Source organism: Streptomyces sp. TRD_SC_5 (assembly GCF_056836825.1).
Genome location: NZ_JBWZZS010000001.1, coordinates 3,867,015 through 3,882,038 on the forward strand (window position 1 = coordinate 3,867,015; position 15,024 = coordinate 3,882,038).

The following is a 15,024-nucleotide window of genomic DNA, read 5'->3' on the forward strand; positions in this document are numbered from 1 at the left end:
GCGAACCGATTTCTGCGGGGGCGGGCCGTCGGAGCCTCTACGCTTTGGGGGACGTTCCTCACCGAGTCACCCCTGACAGGAGATCCCGAGCCCATGCCCCAGGTCAGCCGCCGGTGCCGCAGCCGCGGCGCGGCGACGGCCGGCGCGCTGCTGGGGACGCTGCTTGCGGTGGCCGTGCTGCTGCTGTGCGGGGGCACGGGGGCCTGGGGCGCGCCGACGCCCACAGCGGTGGCGGTGGCTTCCGCCTCCGAATCCGGCTCCGTCGTCACCACTCCGCCCGGCGCCTCCGCCTCCGCCTCTGGCGATGGGCGGGAGCCTGGCTGCCGTGACCGGCATCGGGACGGCGTCGGGAGTACGCCCGCCGCTCCGCCGCGAAGTGGGGCGGCGTACGAGTTGCTGCCCGCCCTGTACGACGCGGCGCGGGCAGGGGCGGGTTCGTGGGGCGCCGACGGCCTGGTCGCGGAGGTCGCGATCGACCGCCGACCACCGCCGCTCGACCCTCCGACCCCGATAGGTCTCTCCGTCCTGCGGGTCTAGGCGGGCCCTGCGGGGCTTCTTCCCCACCCCGTTGTGCCGCTTAGCGGCTCCGCCGCGTGAGGGGCGCTGCCCAACCCCCGGACGTCCTACGGGCGTGTCCTCAAACGCCGGACGGGCTTGATATGCCCGACTGGCGTTGATCCCGGACCTGGCTCGGTTCCCGACCAGGCGCTGGAGCTGGGCCTGGTGCGGTTCCTCGGGTCAGGTTGTTTCCGGGCAGGGACTGATTCCCGGGCCTGGCTCGGTTCCTTGGGTCAGGTGCGTTCCCGGGCAGGCCGCGATCCCGGGAACGCGCTGAAACGGGGGCGGGTTGGGTTCAGGGGCAGGTGCTGGTTCTGGTTCGGCTCTGTCTGTGAGTGCGGGCGGGGGCCTTCCTCAACTGGGAGGGCTTCTCCGGTGGGTGTGCTTCCTCCCGGCGGGGGCTGTCCCCGTAGGCGGCCCGGCTTCTCCCTGGGGCAGCCTTCCGCCCGGCTCCGTTCTCCGACGGGCGCGGCCTCTCCGGCGCGCGAGACCTTCACGGCCGGGCGGGGCTTCCGAACCTGGCTGGGGCGTTCCTGCCCTGGTGGGGAAGTTCGAGCCCGTCCGGCGATTGAGGACCGGGGGCCGGGGCGGAGCCCCGGTTCGGGAAGGGGCGGGGAGGGGAAAAGGCCCCGCCCAGGCCCTGCCCCGCCGACGACCTGCCCCGGTCACCGCCGCCCTCGACCCCCCGCCGACCCCGACACCGACCTCCGCTTCCGCATTCCCTTCAGGAGTACCGAACACCCATGACCTCCTCCCCCAAGAACTCACCCCGCCGCAGCATCGCCATCGGCGCCGCCGTCGCCGCCGCGGCCGTCCTGCTCGGCGTCGTCTCGTACACCGCCACCAAGCCGGACGAGGCCCGCACCGCCGTCTCCGCCGACGCGCCTCCCGCCGAGGTCTCCGCCGATCCGCAGGCCGGTGTCTACCCCGAGCTCACGAAGCTCGCCCGGCGCGACGCCGAGGACACGCTCGCGCAGGGCAGGGCGGACGCGCCCGTCGTTCTCATCGAGTACGCCGACTTCAAGTGCGGCTACTGCGGAAAGTTTGCCCGCGACACCGAGCCCGCCCTGGTGAAGAAGTACGTCGACGACGGCACCCTGCGTATCGAATGGCGCAACTTCCCGATCTTCGGCAAGGAGTCCGACGCGGCGGCCCGCGCGTCCTGGGCAGCCGGCCAGCAGGGCCGCTTCTGGCAGTTCCACGCGGCCGCGTACGCCGACGGCGCCAAGGAGAAGGGCTTCGGTGACGCCCGGCTCGAGGCGCTGGCCGAGGAAGCCGGGGTGAAGGACATCGCCCGCTTCACCCGGGACACCGGGAGCGAAGCCGCCGCGAAGGCCGTGAAGAAGGACCAGGAGGAGGCGTACCAGCTCGGAGCCACCTCCACGCCGTCCTTCCTCGTCAACGGCCGGCCGATCGCCGGCGCCCAGCCCGCCGAGACCTTCACCACGGCCATCGAGGCGGCGGCGAACGCGGCGAAGGACGCGAAGGCGGCCGAGTGAGCGCCGACATCGGATATCTCGCCGCCTTCCTCGGCGGGCTGCTCGCCCTGCTCAGCCCCTGCAGCGCACTCCTGCTCCCCGCCTTCTTCGCGTACTCGATCGACTCGACGTCCCGGCTGATGGCCAGGACCGGCATCTTCTACGCCGGACTCGCCACCACCCTCGTGCCGCTGGGCGCCGCCGGTTCGTACGCCGGGCGGCTCTTCTACGGGCACCGCGACCAGCTCGTGCTCACCGGCGGCTGGCTGATCATCGCGCTCGGCGTCGCGCAGATTCTCGGCATGGGCTTCGCCTCGCGCCGTATCGCCGCGCTGTCGGGGCGGATCAGGCCGACGACGGCGGTCTCCGTCTACGCGCTCGGGGCCGTCTACGGCCTGGCGGGCTTCTGCGCGGGCCCCATCCTCGGCAGCGTCCTGACGGTCGCGGCCGTCAGTGGCAGTCCGGTGTACGGCGGACTGCTGCTGGCCGTCTACGCGTTGGGCATGGCGGTGCCGCTGTTCCTGCTCGCCCTGCTCTGGGAGCGGTTCGAGCTGGGGAAGCGGCAGTGGCTGCGGGGGCGGGCGTTGAAGGTGGGGCGCTTCGAGCTGCACACCACGTCGCTGCTGTCCGGGCTCTTCTTCGTCGCGCTGGGCGTGCTCTTCCTCGTGTTCGACGGGACGACGGCCCTGCCCGGTCTGCTCGACGTGGACGACTCGTTCGCCGTGGAGGAGTGGGTGAGCGGCCTCGGCGAGTCCGTGCCCGACGCGGTACTGCTGGCCGGCGTGGTCGCGGTGGTGGGCGTGACACTCGCCCTGCGCGCCCGGCGCCGCAAGGCGCCCGCAGAGGAGGCGTAACGCGAAGGCCCCGTCCGGCAGCGGGCGGGGCCCGGCCTTCGAAGTGGTGGCTGGGGGGTACGCAAAGACCCCCGTCCGATGGGCGGGGGTCTTCGAAGTGGTGGCTGGGGCCGGGATCGAACCGGCGACCTATCGCTTTTCAGGCGATCGCTCGTACCAACTGAGCTACCCAGCCACTCGGACCTCACGATCCGCAGCGGTCCTGACGGGATTTGAACCCGCGGCCTCCACCTTGACAGGGTGGCGAGCACTCCAAACTGCTCCACAGGACCAAGCGTGGTGCGAGACAAGTCTCGCACACGGTTGTGCGTGCCCCCAACGGGATTCGAACCCGTGCTACCGCCTTGAAAGGGCGGCGTCCTGGGCCACTAGACGATGAGGGCTAGAGCCCGCCTGGGCGCTTTGCAGCGCGTCGGGGACGTGAGAAGCATATGGGATGGCGGGACCGTTCGCCAAAACGGTTTACGGGGAGGGTGAGGGGGAGGTGGCGGAAGGGGTTGGGGAAGTGGGTGCCCCGGGCCTGTTGTCGTCCGGGAGATGGCGGCTGACCTCGGCAGTCGTCAGGCCCAGGCCGCCCAGCGTGACCTCGTCCCAGGCCTGCAGATGGCGGGTGGAGCGATCCAGATAGAGCACCGACGCCCGTACCTTCTCCGGCTTGTCGTTCTGCAGCGCGCGCAGGCCGCCGCCGCCCGTCGAGCCTTCGATCTTGAGGCGGGTGCCCTGGCCGAGTACCTCGGTCTTGCGGTTGTGGACATGACCGGCCAGGACCAGCGGAACCGTGCCGTCCGTCTCGCGCGCCGCGACCGGGTTGTGCGCCACCGCGATGTCGACGGGCGTGCCGGCGCGCCGCTGGTCGCGCAGGGCCGAGGCGAGGCGGATGCCCGCCATGCGTTCGGCCGGGTCGCCCTGCGCCTCGACCGAGCGGTCGGGGGTGAACTGCGGGTCCCCCGTGCCCGCTACCCGGAGCCCCGCCACGGTGACCGCCCTGCCCTCGTCGAGGACATGGACGCCCTTGAGCCGTTCGAGGTAGCGCTGGGTGGCGAGCGAGTCGTGGTTGCCGCGGACCCAGACGTACGGCGCGCCGAGGTCGGGGATCGGGTCCAGGAAGCCGTTCTCGGCGGCGGTGCCGTGGTCCATCGTGTCGCCGGAGTCGATGATCACGTCGATGTCGTACTGCTCGACGAGCGAGCCGATGATGTGCCACGCGGCCGGGTTCAGGTGGATGTCCGAGACGTGCAGGACGCGCATCGTGGCCGGGTCCGGCTGGTAGGTCGGGAGCGTCGAGGTGGCGTCGTACAGCTTCGTCACATTGGTGACCAGGCGCGCGAGCTCCTTCTGGTAGACGTCGAACTCGCTGACGATGCTGCGCGCGTTGCCGACCACCGAGGGCGCGGAGGACAGGAGGCCGGAGAACTTGGGCTCCAGGACCGACTTCGGGTTCCAGGTGGCGTACGTGCTGATGCCCGACGCCGTCAGCAGGGCGAGCGCCAGGCCGCCGGCCGCCAGGGCGCGGCGCGGGCTCCGGTAGACGGCGAGACCGAGGGCGGTGGCGCCCGACACGACGGCGACACAGGAGCGTACGGCGAGGTCGGTCGTGCCGTCGGTGACGTCCTTGGTGATCTCTGCCTGCAGGCCGGACAGGCGTTCGGGGTGTTCGACCAGGGCCTGGGAGCGGACCGGGTCGAGCTGGTCGACGTCCACATCGAGGCGGATGGGGGCGGTGTGGGTGTCGAGTTCGAGAGCGCCCAGCGGCGAGACGTTGATCTTGGTGCCGCCGGCGGCGGACGCGCGGAGCGTCATGGTCGTGTCCATCGGACCGACCGGCGTACGGACGCTGCCGACGATCAGCAGGCCGAGCCAGGCGCCCGCCAGCACCACCGCGGCGAGGCCGAGGGCCCGCGCGTAGGGATGCGGGGTGTGTACGAGGGTGCTGGTGGGGCCGGTGCGTCGGGAGCGGTAGTGGCGTTGCAGTCGGGTCAGCGGGCGGGGCGGCGTGGCACGGAAAGGGCTGCGGGCCATTGGGCCCGTATGCCCATGTGGGCGGGCGCCCATGCTCACTGGGTCCCACCCCACCCCGTCGCACGGAATTACGTGACAATGGCCGGGTGCTGGAGATGACGCGTGAGGAGTTCGAGGAACTGGTCGCCGAGGCGCTGGACAGGATCCCGCCGGAGCTGACGCGGCTGATGGACAACGTCGCGGTGTTCGTGGAGGACGAGCCGGCGACGGACGACCCGGACCACGGTCCTGATCTGCTGGGCCTGTACGAGGGAACCCCGCTGACCGACCGTGGTGAGTGGTACGCGGGCGTGCTGCCTGACCGGATCACCATCTACCGGGGGCCCACCCTGCGGATGTGCGAGTCCCGGGAGGATGTCGTCGCGGAGACGGAGATCACCGTCGTCCACGAGGTGGCACACCACTTCGGGATCGACGACGAGAGGCTGCACGCGCTGGGGTACGGGTGAGCGGCGGGACCGGTCCCGAGGGTGCGATCGACTCCGATGTCGATCTCCATGTACCCGCGCAACGCGCCGAGACCGCCGGGCGCGGCAAGTGGCGCGTGCTCGCCGCGGTCTCGGCGGGCGGTGCGCTGGGGGCGCTGGCCAGGCACGGGGCGGCTGTCCTGTGGCCCGGCAGTGTGTGGACGACCTTCGGCGTGAACGTCGCGGGGTGCGCGCTTATCGGCGTGCTGATGGTGCTGGTGAGCGAGCGGGGCCGAGGGCATGCGCTGGTCAGGCCGTTCCTCGGGGTCGGCGTGCTCGGCGGCTTCACGACCTTCTCGACGTACGCCGTGGATGTGGCCCGGCTGCTGGAGCGGGGCGCCGCGCTCACCGCGATGGCGTACGCCGCCGGGACGTTCGTGGCGGCGCTGGCCGCGGTGTGGGCCGGGGTGGCGGTGACGCGGGCGGGCGTGGCGCGGACGGGGGCGGCCGCATGACGTGGCTGCTGGTGGCGGTGGGGGCGGCGGTCGGGGCGCCGCTGCGGTACCTGACGGACCGTGCGGTGCAGGGGCGGCACGATTCGGTGTTCCCCTGGGGGACGTTCGTGGTCAACGCGGGGGCGAGCCTGGCACTGGGGGTGCTGACGGGGGCGCTGGTGTCCTCGACGACGTACGCGCTGCTCGGGACCGGGCTGTGCGGGGCCCTTTCGACGTACTCGACCTTCAGCTACGAGACGCTGCGGCTGGCCGAGCGCGGCTGGAAGTTCCTCGCGGTGGCCAATGCGGGGGCTTCGCTGCTGGTAGGGCTCGGTGCGGTCTTTCTGGGGTTCGAACTCGCGCGGGGGTTGGTGGGGTAGAGGTCCGTGAGGCGAGTGTGTCCTGTGGGGCGGGTGTGGCCCGTGGGCCGCTCGAGCTGGCGTGGCGCCTCACGCGGGAATCAAGCGGGCCTCACGCGCGCCCCGCGTCGGCCCCAAGCGGGCCTTCCCGCGTCTCCCTTGCGTGTCCCTTGTGGGCCAAAGGGAGTTGGGCAGTGAAATCCCGCCCGCCGTGCCCCGGAGGTGCCGTCCGTGCGCCAGTTGCCCCAGCCTGTCCGATTGGCCCCTGTCAGATTGGCCGCCGCTGTCCTCGCGGTCGCGGCGTCCGCAGGCTGCATGAGCGTGGGTGACGAGGGAGGCAGGCCGGCGCCGTCCCGTTCACAGTCCGGGCAGGAGGCCGCGGCGGCGGAGCCCGACGGCGGCAAGGCGCAGACCGGGACGGGGATCGGGCGTACGGGGGGGCGGGCGGTGGAAGGCCGCGAGGACGGCAGGAAAGCGGACGGCGACGACAAGGCCGACGGGGACGATGCCTCGGCGAGTCACGGCGCGTCGCCGGGCGCCTCGGCCGCGCCGTCGAAGAGTGGCGAGGCCCCGCCGAAGGGCGGCGGCACCCGGCCGCAGCCGCGCCCGGGCGTGCCGACGCCGACACAGGACACGCCCGCGCCCACGCGGCCCCCGGAGCCGCCCGAGCCGCCGCCGGCCACGGAGCCGCCGCCCCCGGAGCCGTCGGAGCCGCCGCCGAGCCCTCCCCCGCCGTCGGCGTCGCCGGCGGCGGACACCCAGACGGCGGCGATGGGGGAGCGGGGGCAGATGCGGCGTGAGCCGGTGGCATCACCGCAGGTGGGGCCGGTGTAGGGAAGCTGGTTTGCCAGAAGTGGGGAAGGGTGCGTATGGTTATAGATCGTTTGATCCCATTGCCCGGCGCCGTTGAGTTCTCGTAAAGAACGAGGACCTGGAGCGCCCCGTGGCGCGTACTCTCCCTTACCGTGACTGACCGCACTGAGGCGGTCGAATTTGCGATTGATTTGCGATTTCACGGAGTTTGGGCGCGTGCCGAGACTCCGAGAGGTTTCGCATTTCGTATGTCCATTTCCAGCACTGACCGCACCGCCATGCCCGAGAACGCCGAGACGGTCGTAGAGACCGCCGACGTCATCGAGGCCAACGAGGTCATCACCGAGGTCCCCGCCGAGATCGCCGAGATCACCGCGGAGATCAACGAGCTCGACGACGCGACCGACGCGGACGACGCGATCGAGACGGACGCGGCGAACGAGGCCGTTGAGGCCGACATCGACGCCGAGCCGACTGTGACCTTCGCCTCCCTGGGCCTGCCGGACGGCATCGTCCGCAAGCTCGCGCAGAACGGCGTCACCGCCCCCTTCCCGATCCAGGCCGCGACCATCCCGGACGCCCTGGCCGGCAAGGACATCCTCGGCCGTGGCCGCACCGGCTCCGGCAAGACGCTCTCCTTCGGTCTGCCGACCCTGGCCCAGCTGGCCGGCGGTCACACCGAGAAGAAGAAGCCCCGCGCGATCATCCTGACCCCGACGCGTGAGCTCGCGATGCAGGTCGCGGACGCGCTTCAGCCGTACGGCGACGTACTCGGCCTGAAGATGAAGGTCGTCTGCGGCGGTACGTCCATGAGCAACCAGATCTACGCCCTGGAGCGCGGCGTCGACGTCCTCGTCGCCACCCCGGGCCGTCTGCGCGACCTCCTCAACCGAGGCGCCGCGTCGCTCGCGAACGTCCAGGTCGCCGTCCTCGACGAGGCCGACCAGATGTCCGACCTGGGCTTCCTGCCCGAGGTCACCGAGCTGCTCGACCAGATCCCCGGCGGCGGCCAGCGGATGCTCTTCTCCGCCACCATGGAGAACGAGATCAGCACGCTGGTCAAGCGCTACCTGACGAACCCCGTCACGCACGAGGTCGACAGCGCGCAGGGCAACGTCTCGACCATGACCCACCACGTCCTCGTCGTGAAGCCGAAGGACAAGGCGCCGGTCACGGCCGCGATCGCCGCCCGCAAGGGTCGCACGATCATCTTCGTACGCACCCAGCTGGGCGCGGACCGCATCGCCGAGCAGCTGCAGGACTCGGGCGTCAAGGCCGACGCACTGCACGGCGGCATGACGCAGGGCGCCCGTACGCGCGTCCTCGAAGACTTCAAGAAGGGTTACGTCAACGCCCTCGTCGCCACCGACGTCGCCGCTCGCGGTATCCACGTCGACGGCATCGACCTGGTGCTGAACGTGGACCCGGCCGGTGACCACAAGGACTACCTGCACCGCTCGGGCCGTACGGCTCGCGCGGGCAAGTCCGGCGTAGTCGTCTCCCTGTCGCTGCCGCACCAGCGCCGCCAGATCTTCCGCCTCATGGAGGACGCGGGCGTCGACGCCTCGCGCCACATCGTCGGTGGAGCGGGCGCGTTCGAGCCGGAGGTCGCCGAGATCACCGGCGCCCGTTCGCTGACCGAGGTCCAGGCCGACTCCGCGAACAACGCCGCCAAGCAGGCGGAGCGCGAGGCGAAGGAGCTCACTCGTGAGCTCGAGCGCATCCAGCGCCGTGCGACCGAGCTGCGCGAGGAGGCCGACCGTCTGGTCGCCCGTGCGGCGCGTGAGCGTGGCGAGGACCCGGACGAGGCTGTGGCGGAGGCGGCGAAGGCCGCCGAGGCCGAGCTCGCGGCCGCTGAGGCTGCCGCCGCTGTCCCGGCCCAGGCGCCGGAGCGTCGCGACGACCGTGGCAACTTCCAGCGGCGTGACGACCGCGGCGGCGACCGTGGGGGTGACCGCGGTGACCGCGGCGGCTTCCGTGGCGGCGACCGCGGTGGTGACCGTGGCGGTTTCCAGCGCCGTGACGACCGTGGTGGCGAGCGCGGTGGCTTCCAGCGCCGCGACGACCGTCCGACCGGTGGTGGCGACCGTGGTGGCCGTCCGTTCGAGCGTCGTGACGACAACCGTGGCGGTGGCTTCCGCCGCGACGACAACCGCGGTGGCGGCGAGCGCGGTGGCTTCCAGCGCCGCGACGACCGTCCGACCGGTGGTGGCGACCGTGGTGGCCGTCCGTTCGAGCGTCGTGACGACAACCGTGGTGGCGGCTTCCGCCGCGACGACAACCGTGGTGGCGACAACCGCGGTGGCGGCGAGCGTGGCGGCTTCCAGCGCCGTGACGACCGTCCGGCCACCGGTGGCGGCTTCCGCTCCGGCGGCGCCGACCGTCCGTTCAACCGCGACCGTCGTGACGACCGTCCGGCCGGCGGCGGCTTCCGCACCGGCGGCCACGACCGCCCCCAGGGCCGTCGTGACGACCACCGCGGTGCCGGCAGCACCGGCACCGGCACCGGCACGGCCACCGGCTCGTTCGGCCGCCGTGACGACAAGCCGCGCTGGAAGCGCAGCTGACAGCCGACAGCTGATCAACTCGGCGGCGTAGCCCGCTGACCTGCGAAAGCGGGCCCGTTCTTCACGAACGGGCCCGCTTTTCTTTTCCCTTCCTCCACATACGCAACTGCTGCTACGATCCGCCCACTTGCATGGGGGGCACTGCCGGGGGGCGTGGCTCGATTCACTTCGCCGACGGCGCGCGCACAGCCGCCGTCGCCTCCCCATGCCTTCTTCAGGCTCCCGGGGAGGGACTCTCTTTTGACTGGGTACACGCGCGGCCACATCGCCGCGCTGGCCGTGGCGGCTCTCGCCGCGGGCATGGTTGCGACACCGCCCGCGAGCGCCGCCGCACCATTGCCGACGCCCGTACAGACGGACGGCGTCTGGGGCATGGACTTCGCCGGCGGAAACGCTGCACACGGTGGAAAAGGGCGTGTCGGGAGACCAGTTCTTCGTGGCCAGGACGGTCGCGGCGGACGGTTCGACCGCCTCCGACCGGGTGTCCATGGGGTACGCCGATGAGTTCGCGAACGGCGCGCACGCGAAGCGGTTGCCCTGCGACGCCGGTTCGTGCGTCACGCTGATGGCCGCCGGCAACGGCGACTTCGGCATGGTCTTCGTCAACAACGGATCCGAACAAGTACAGATCAGGACCAGCCCGAGCAGCATTCACGGCTGGGAGCCCGCGGTGTCGGGCGCACGGATCGTGGACATGACCGGGCGCTTCTTCGTCTACGACGCGGCGTCGCCCGCCAAGCAGTACGTCGACGGTGTTCAGCCGTACCGCACGCAGGACGTGCGGATGACCCGCACGCCCACGGCCGCCTCCCTGTGGGGCAACAGGCTGTGGACCGCCAACTCCGCCGCCGGTTCCGTCTCGGCGATCGACCTCGAAGCGAAGAAGGTCGTCGAAACGCTCTCCGTCGGCGCGCCCTGCACCGTCAAGGAACTCCGGGCCGTGGGCCGCTGGCTCTACTGGAACTGCGGTCCGACCGGAGCCGCCGGCGTCTACGACCGTACGGCGAAGAAGTCGTTCACTGTTCCGTCCGGCCCGGCACTCGTCAGCGACGGCTATCTCGTACGGCACGACAGGGCGGCGGAGAAGCTGCTGCTCACCGATTTCCACACGGGGACTGCCGCCGCGCCCCGCGAGATCGCGGATCTGCCGGCCGGGAACACCGCCGACCAGCGCCGGCTGACCTGGGCGGTGGACAAGTTCGGCGGTGACATCGCCTACATCGGCCCCGACAAGGCCATCCGTATCGTGCCCAGCGGGGTGCCCGCCCAGCCGCTCGCGAAGACCGAGTCGGAGGTGGACGACGATTACCTCGACCTCAAGGACACGACGGGCGCGCAGGCCTGGTCGAGCACCTGGCAGCTCAGCAGCCCGGCGCAGTGGACCTTCACGGTCAAGGACGCGCGCGGCCACACCGTCCGCACCATGAAGGGCGGGCCGGGCACCGAGATCGACGTCGTGTGGGACGGCAGGACGGACTCGGGCGCCCACACCCTCAACGGACGGCACACCTGGACCCTGAAGGCGACCGCCGCCGAGGGAACGAGCACGTACAGCACCAGCGGTTCCATCGGGGTGGGCGGGGGCCGGCCGGGTCTCCACGACCAGGGCGGCTACAGCATCGGCGACCTGGTCACGCTCAACTCGTCCGGCACCATGACCGTCCATCTCGGCCAGGTGAAGGGCGACTTCGGTACGAAGCTCTCCGGTACGGGCTGGCCGGCAGGCACCGTCGCGGTCCCCTTCGGCGACACGAACGGCGACCGGTGCAATGAGCTGCTCGTCCGGACGGGCGGGGAGCTGCGGCGATACGCGGGCAAGTGCGCGGACAGCGCGTACAAGCCGACGAGCGCGTACACGAAGATCGGGACGGGCTGGGGACAGTACGACGTACTGACGTCGCCCGGGGACGCGAACGGTGACGGCCGCGCGGACCTGGTCACCCGTCAGACGGCCACCGGCGACATGTACTTCTACGCCGGTGCGGCCGGCGGCACGTTCAAGGCCAAGGTACGGATCGGTACGAACTGGAAGACGTACGGGCGGATCACCGGCGTCGGCGACATCACGGGCGACGGCAAGGCGGATCTGCTCGGGCACGACAGGTCGGGAGGCCTGTGGCGCTACGACGGCACGGGCACCGGCACGTTCAAGGGGCGGGCGCAGGTCTTCAAGGACTGGGGCCGCTCGTACAACGCCGTTGTCGGCGTAGGTGACCTGAGCGGTGACGGCAAGGCGGACATCGTCGTGCGCGACTCCGCCGGAAAGCTGTTCCGCAACGACGGCAACGGCCGCGGCTCCTTCGGCGGCCGCACGCAGATCGCCACCGGCTGGCAGGGCTACAAGGGCCTGTTCTAGGCTCCGGTGCAGCTTCGACGGGCCCGGCAACCGATACCCGATCGGCTGCCGGGCTCGCTGCGGCTATGCTCGGGGGTGATCTGTCGAGGGCCGTTAGCTCAATTGGCAGAGCAGCGGACTTTTAATCCGTTGGTTGTGGGTTCGAGTCCCACACGGCCTACCGACTCAGCCCCAGCTCAGAGTGCATCTGAGCTGGGGCTGATCTTGTTTTCCGGGCGCTTCGGGCCGGTTGCTCCACCGATGCTCAATCGAAGTGCTAACGATCAAGACACGAAGAAGCCCCGACCGTCCGCCTCGGGGGGAAGCGAACGGCCGGGGCCGACTGGGGTTACAGCGCAGCGGTCAGCACCCGACTGCGCAGCGGCTCGGCGACGAGCATGTCGGCGAACTGCCAGGACGCCGCTGTCACCTCCTCCTCCTGGAGCACGATCTCGTCCGCCGTGGTGCGGAACATGAACCGGAAGTCGAAGTGCATGTGCTCCGGCTCACCCTTCGCCGGGTTCGCGGGGATGATGTGCGCGTCCACGTGCAAGGGCAGGTCGACGGCCAGCGTCACCCTGTCGGCGTCGATGCCGGTCTCCTCCGCCAGCTCGCGCAGCGCCGCCCCGAGGAGCGTCTCGTCCGACTCCTCTACGTGACCGCCGGGCAGCAGCCACTTCGAGAGGGCTCGATGCTCGATGGTGAGGACTCGGCCATCGGGGCGGTGGAGCACGGCGCCGGCCGTGACGTGGCCGCGGAACTCCTTCCGCGAGGTGATCGTGTCGCCCGCCTCGTCGAGGACCTCGAGCAGCGGGGCGAGCGGCTCTTTGTCCTCGGGGTGCTGGACAAGGTAGGCGTCGAGCGTCTCGCGGACGTGCTGCGCGGTGATGGGCATGAGGTCTCCTTAGCGGTTGAAGTAGTTCAGCCAGGTACTCGCGATGGCAGCGCGGTCGGCGGGCGCTACCTCGTGCATACCGTTGCCGAGGGCGCCGTGGGCCAGCATCCGGATGCTCGCCAGGATCTCCGCCTGGATGAGGAAGATGAACGGGCCGACGCTGGCGCCGTGCAGGAAGTTGACGGCGTTGCCTCCGTTCAGCAGGTAGAAGTAGTGGCCGGTGGTCTGGTACCGGGTGACGTGGTCACCGGACGGCGTGCGGGTGTAGACGTCGGGCAGGCCGTCCAGGTCCAGCTCGTCCTCGCTACTGGTAACCGTGGCGACGTAGGCGCCGTTACGCAGGGCGGAGAAGTCCTCGCTGCGGAGGGAGACGCAGCCGGTGGCGCACAGGACCAGGCCGGCGCCGTGCAGGGCGGAGTCCCGGTCTCGCGCCACGGTGAATCCCTGGCTGAGCGCCTGGGTGCGACGGACGGGGTCGATGTCGTAGACGGTGACCTGGACGCCCTTGGCGTGGAGCAGGCGGGCGATGCTGGAGCCAAGCTTTCCGAACCCCATGACGAGGGCAGGGCGGCCGTGCAGGATGTCGCCGCGCGCCCGCATCAGGGCCTCGGTGGAGAACACGACGGACTGGCCGACCAGGAAGTCCTCGGGGTCCTTCAGCGGCGAGCGAGCCACGGACACGACGGGGCACGGCAACTTCTCGATGTCCGCGTACCGACGGTGTCCGTTCTCGGTGTCCTCGACCACGCCGAGGATGCGGCCGGAGAACCGGTCACAGATGGCTTGCAGTGTGGGCGCGAAGTAGCCGCCGACGTCGAGGAGTACGAGGGGCTCGCCGGGCGCGCGCGACTCGAGGAAGTCGACGGCCGTCTCCGGGTCGGTGAACAGCTCACGCGAGAGGGTGGCGCACTGGGTGACTTTCTCCACCTCGCGCTGCGCCGAGGCGTTGATGGACTTCGGCTTCGGGAGGACCGCCCGCAACTGGGAGGCCGCCGCTACCGCCTTCACGAACGAGGGACGCTCCGGCAACAGGTGGGTGATGAGCAGGGACGCCGGCGGCTCCGGCGGGTGGAACTGGGCGTTGATCCGGGCGAAGTACGCGTCGAGCCGAGCGTGTTCGAACGCTTCCATGGGCGTCACCTTTCAGGTCTCAAGCGCGGGCGGACTTGCACCGGGGGCACTGGCACGGCGGGTAGGCGATAGAGCCGATCGGGAGGATGCCGGTCGTGTCCCCGGCATCCGGACTGGCGTCTTCCTTCGAGCCGCGGGCGATGCCGTCGCGGCCGGCCATGTGACGCCGGAGGATCTCCCGGGAGGGCGAGGGCTGCGGCCTCTCGTTGTTCGTCATGCGCCCAACGTGCTCCCGTGCGCGGGACGTTTCTACGGACGAGATGAGGACGGCCGGGCCGCTTAGGGCCTAGCGTCCAAGAAAGCCCAAACGTCCTCGGGGGCCCCCTTGAATACCGCGCTGCGCGACGCTATGGACCACGCCGACATGACCGTCGGGAAGCTCGCCCGTAAGGTCGGCGTCACGATTAAGACCGCCGAACGGTGGCTATCCGACCCCACACGGGTACCGCACCCGCGGACACGTGCTGATGTTGAGACGGCGTTGGGAGTGAGCGCAGACGTGCTGTGGCCAAAGGTCGTCAGGTCGACCATCAAGACGGGCCCGGACAGGGAGATCGTTTCCGCGTATCCGTACCGCAACGCCTGCCCAACCTCGGTGTGGGCGGACCTCATCGACGGCGCCTCACAGAACATCTGCTTCGCCGGGTACACGAACTACTTCCTGTGGCAGGAGCACCCGCGCCTGGCCGACCGGCTGAAGCGCAAAGGCGAGGACGGTTGCTCGGTGCGGTTCGTCCTCGGCGATCCGGAGTCGGACGTCACCCGCCGGCGCGAAGAGGTCGAGGCGGTGCCGCTCACCGTGAGCACCCGCATCCGCATCACCCTGGACGCGCTCGACAAGCTGCGCCAGGCTCCGGGCATCGAAGCGAAGTACAGCGACGATCACATTGCCCTCTCCGTATTCGCGTTCGATGATCAGATGCTGGTCACGCCGCACATCTCCAACCTGCTGGGGCACGAGTCGCCGATGCTGCACCTGCGGCGCCTGGGCGATGACGGCCTGTACGACCGGTTCGCCGCCCACGTGGCCGCCCTCTGGGAGAACGGCCGCCCTGTCTGGTCCTGAACGCAGGAAGGCGCCCTTTCGAGTCCCACACGGCCGACCAACTCGGCC

Annotated in this window: 14 protein-coding genes and 4 tRNA genes; 11 read left to right on the forward strand and 7 right to left on the reverse strand. The window is 70.8% G+C overall.

The window, feature by feature from the left end:
• Positions 1-93 precede the first annotated feature (93 nt).
• From AC1P0E_RS18015 to AC1P0E_RS18025, 3 genes are all read left to right on the forward strand, one after another.
• Entirely contained in the window at positions 94-537 is a 444-nt protein-coding gene (locus AC1P0E_RS18015) for a hypothetical protein (RefSeq protein ID WP_482743184.1), read from the forward strand.
• A gap of 764 nt (positions 538-1,301) precedes the next feature.
• A complete protein-coding gene (locus AC1P0E_RS18020) occupies positions 1,302-2,057 on the forward strand; it encodes a DsbA family protein (protein WP_482743185.1) in 756 nt (251 codons plus the stop codon).
• Positions 2,054-2,890: a cytochrome c biogenesis CcdA family protein gene (locus AC1P0E_RS18025; protein WP_482743186.1), complete on the forward strand. Its 837-nt coding sequence runs from the start codon at positions 2,054-2,056 to the stop codon at positions 2,888-2,890. The genes AC1P0E_RS18020 and AC1P0E_RS18025 overlap by 4 nt, the downstream gene beginning before the upstream one ends.
• A 98-nt stretch (positions 2,891-2,988) precedes the next feature.
• Here AC1P0E_RS18025 and AC1P0E_RS18030 read toward each other — a convergent pair.
• The 4 genes from AC1P0E_RS18030 to AC1P0E_RS18045 all read right to left on the reverse strand — a co-directional run bounded on the left by AC1P0E_RS18030 (position 2,989) and on the right by AC1P0E_RS18045 (position 4,909).
• Positions 2,989-3,065: transfer RNA gene (locus AC1P0E_RS18030), tRNA-Phe, on the reverse strand.
• Between the two features lie 22 nt (positions 3,066-3,087).
• Positions 3,088-3,162, reverse strand: a tRNA-Asp gene (locus tag AC1P0E_RS18035).
• 38 nt (positions 3,163-3,200) lie between these two features.
• A tRNA-Glu gene (locus AC1P0E_RS18040) sits at positions 3,201-3,273 on the reverse strand.
• 79 nt (positions 3,274-3,352) lie between these two features.
• Positions 3,353-4,909, reverse strand: coding sequence for a metallophosphoesterase family protein (locus tag AC1P0E_RS18045; RefSeq protein ID WP_482743187.1), 1,557 nt, complete (start codon positions 4,907-4,909; stop codon positions 3,353-3,355).
• An 86-nt stretch (positions 4,910-4,995) separates the two neighbouring features.
• Between AC1P0E_RS18045 and AC1P0E_RS18050 the strand changes: the two genes are divergently transcribed.
• From AC1P0E_RS18050 to AC1P0E_RS18080, 7 genes are all read left to right on the forward strand, one after another.
• On the forward strand, positions 4,996-5,358 hold the full coding sequence (locus AC1P0E_RS18050) for a metallopeptidase family protein (protein ID WP_028815096.1): 363 nt from the start codon (positions 4,996-4,998) through the stop codon (positions 5,356-5,358).
• Entirely contained in the window at positions 5,355-5,831 is a 477-nt protein-coding gene (locus AC1P0E_RS18055) for a fluoride efflux transporter FluC (RefSeq protein ID WP_482743188.1), read from the forward strand. The genes AC1P0E_RS18050 and AC1P0E_RS18055 overlap by 4 nt, the downstream gene beginning before the upstream one ends.
• Positions 5,828-6,190, forward strand: a complete 363-nt coding sequence (locus tag AC1P0E_RS18060) for a fluoride efflux transporter FluC (RefSeq protein WP_482743189.1) — start codon at positions 5,828-5,830, stop codon at positions 6,188-6,190. Before AC1P0E_RS18055 ends, AC1P0E_RS18060 begins: the two co-directional genes overlap by 4 nt.
• A 237-nt stretch (positions 6,191-6,427) precedes the next feature.
• On the forward strand, positions 6,428-7,003 hold the full coding sequence (locus tag AC1P0E_RS18065; protein WP_482743190.1) for a hypothetical protein: 576 nt from the start codon (positions 6,428-6,430) through the stop codon (positions 7,001-7,003).
• A 227-nt stretch (positions 7,004-7,230) separates the two neighbouring features.
• Positions 7,231-9,549: a DEAD/DEAH box helicase gene (locus AC1P0E_RS18070; protein ID WP_482743191.1), complete on the forward strand. Its 2,319-nt coding sequence runs from the start codon at positions 7,231-7,233 to the stop codon at positions 9,547-9,549.
• A gap of 415 nt (positions 9,550-9,964) precedes the next feature.
• Positions 9,965-11,905 (forward strand): FG-GAP-like repeat-containing protein, encoded by a 1,941-nt coding sequence (locus tag AC1P0E_RS18075; protein WP_482743192.1) that lies wholly within the window; start codon positions 9,965-9,967, stop codon positions 11,903-11,905.
• A gap of 87 nt (positions 11,906-11,992) precedes the next feature.
• Positions 11,993-12,065: transfer RNA gene (locus tag AC1P0E_RS18080), tRNA-Lys, on the forward strand.
• Between the two features lie 168 nt (positions 12,066-12,233).
• Here AC1P0E_RS18080 and AC1P0E_RS18085 read toward each other — a convergent pair.
• Genes AC1P0E_RS18085 through AC1P0E_RS18095 form a run of 3 tightly spaced genes read right to left on the reverse strand, consistent with a single transcriptional unit; the run spans position 12,234 to position 14,127 of the window.
• Positions 12,234-12,779 carry an NUDIX hydrolase gene (locus tag AC1P0E_RS18085; RefSeq protein ID WP_482743193.1) on the reverse strand — a complete coding sequence of 182 codons (546 nt, stop codon included), beginning with the start codon at positions 12,777-12,779 and terminating at the stop codon, positions 12,234-12,236.
• Positions 12,780-12,788: 9 nt separating this feature from the next.
• Entirely contained in the window at positions 12,789-13,910 is a 1,122-nt protein-coding gene (locus tag AC1P0E_RS18090) for an adenosylhomocysteinase (RefSeq protein ID WP_482743194.1), read from the reverse strand.
• Between the two features lie 19 nt (positions 13,911-13,929).
• Complete coding sequence (locus AC1P0E_RS18095; protein ID WP_482743195.1) at positions 13,930-14,127, reverse strand: hypothetical protein; 198 nt, start codon at positions 14,125-14,127, stop codon at positions 13,930-13,932.
• A 108-nt stretch (positions 14,128-14,235) separates the two neighbouring features.
• Here AC1P0E_RS18095 and AC1P0E_RS18100 point away from each other — a divergent pair, with 108 nt between their 5' ends.
• Positions 14,236-14,976 carry a hypothetical protein gene (locus tag AC1P0E_RS18100; protein WP_482743196.1) on the forward strand — a complete coding sequence of 247 codons (741 nt, stop codon included), beginning with the start codon at positions 14,236-14,238 and terminating at the stop codon, positions 14,974-14,976.
• Positions 14,977-15,024 lie beyond the last annotated feature (48 nt).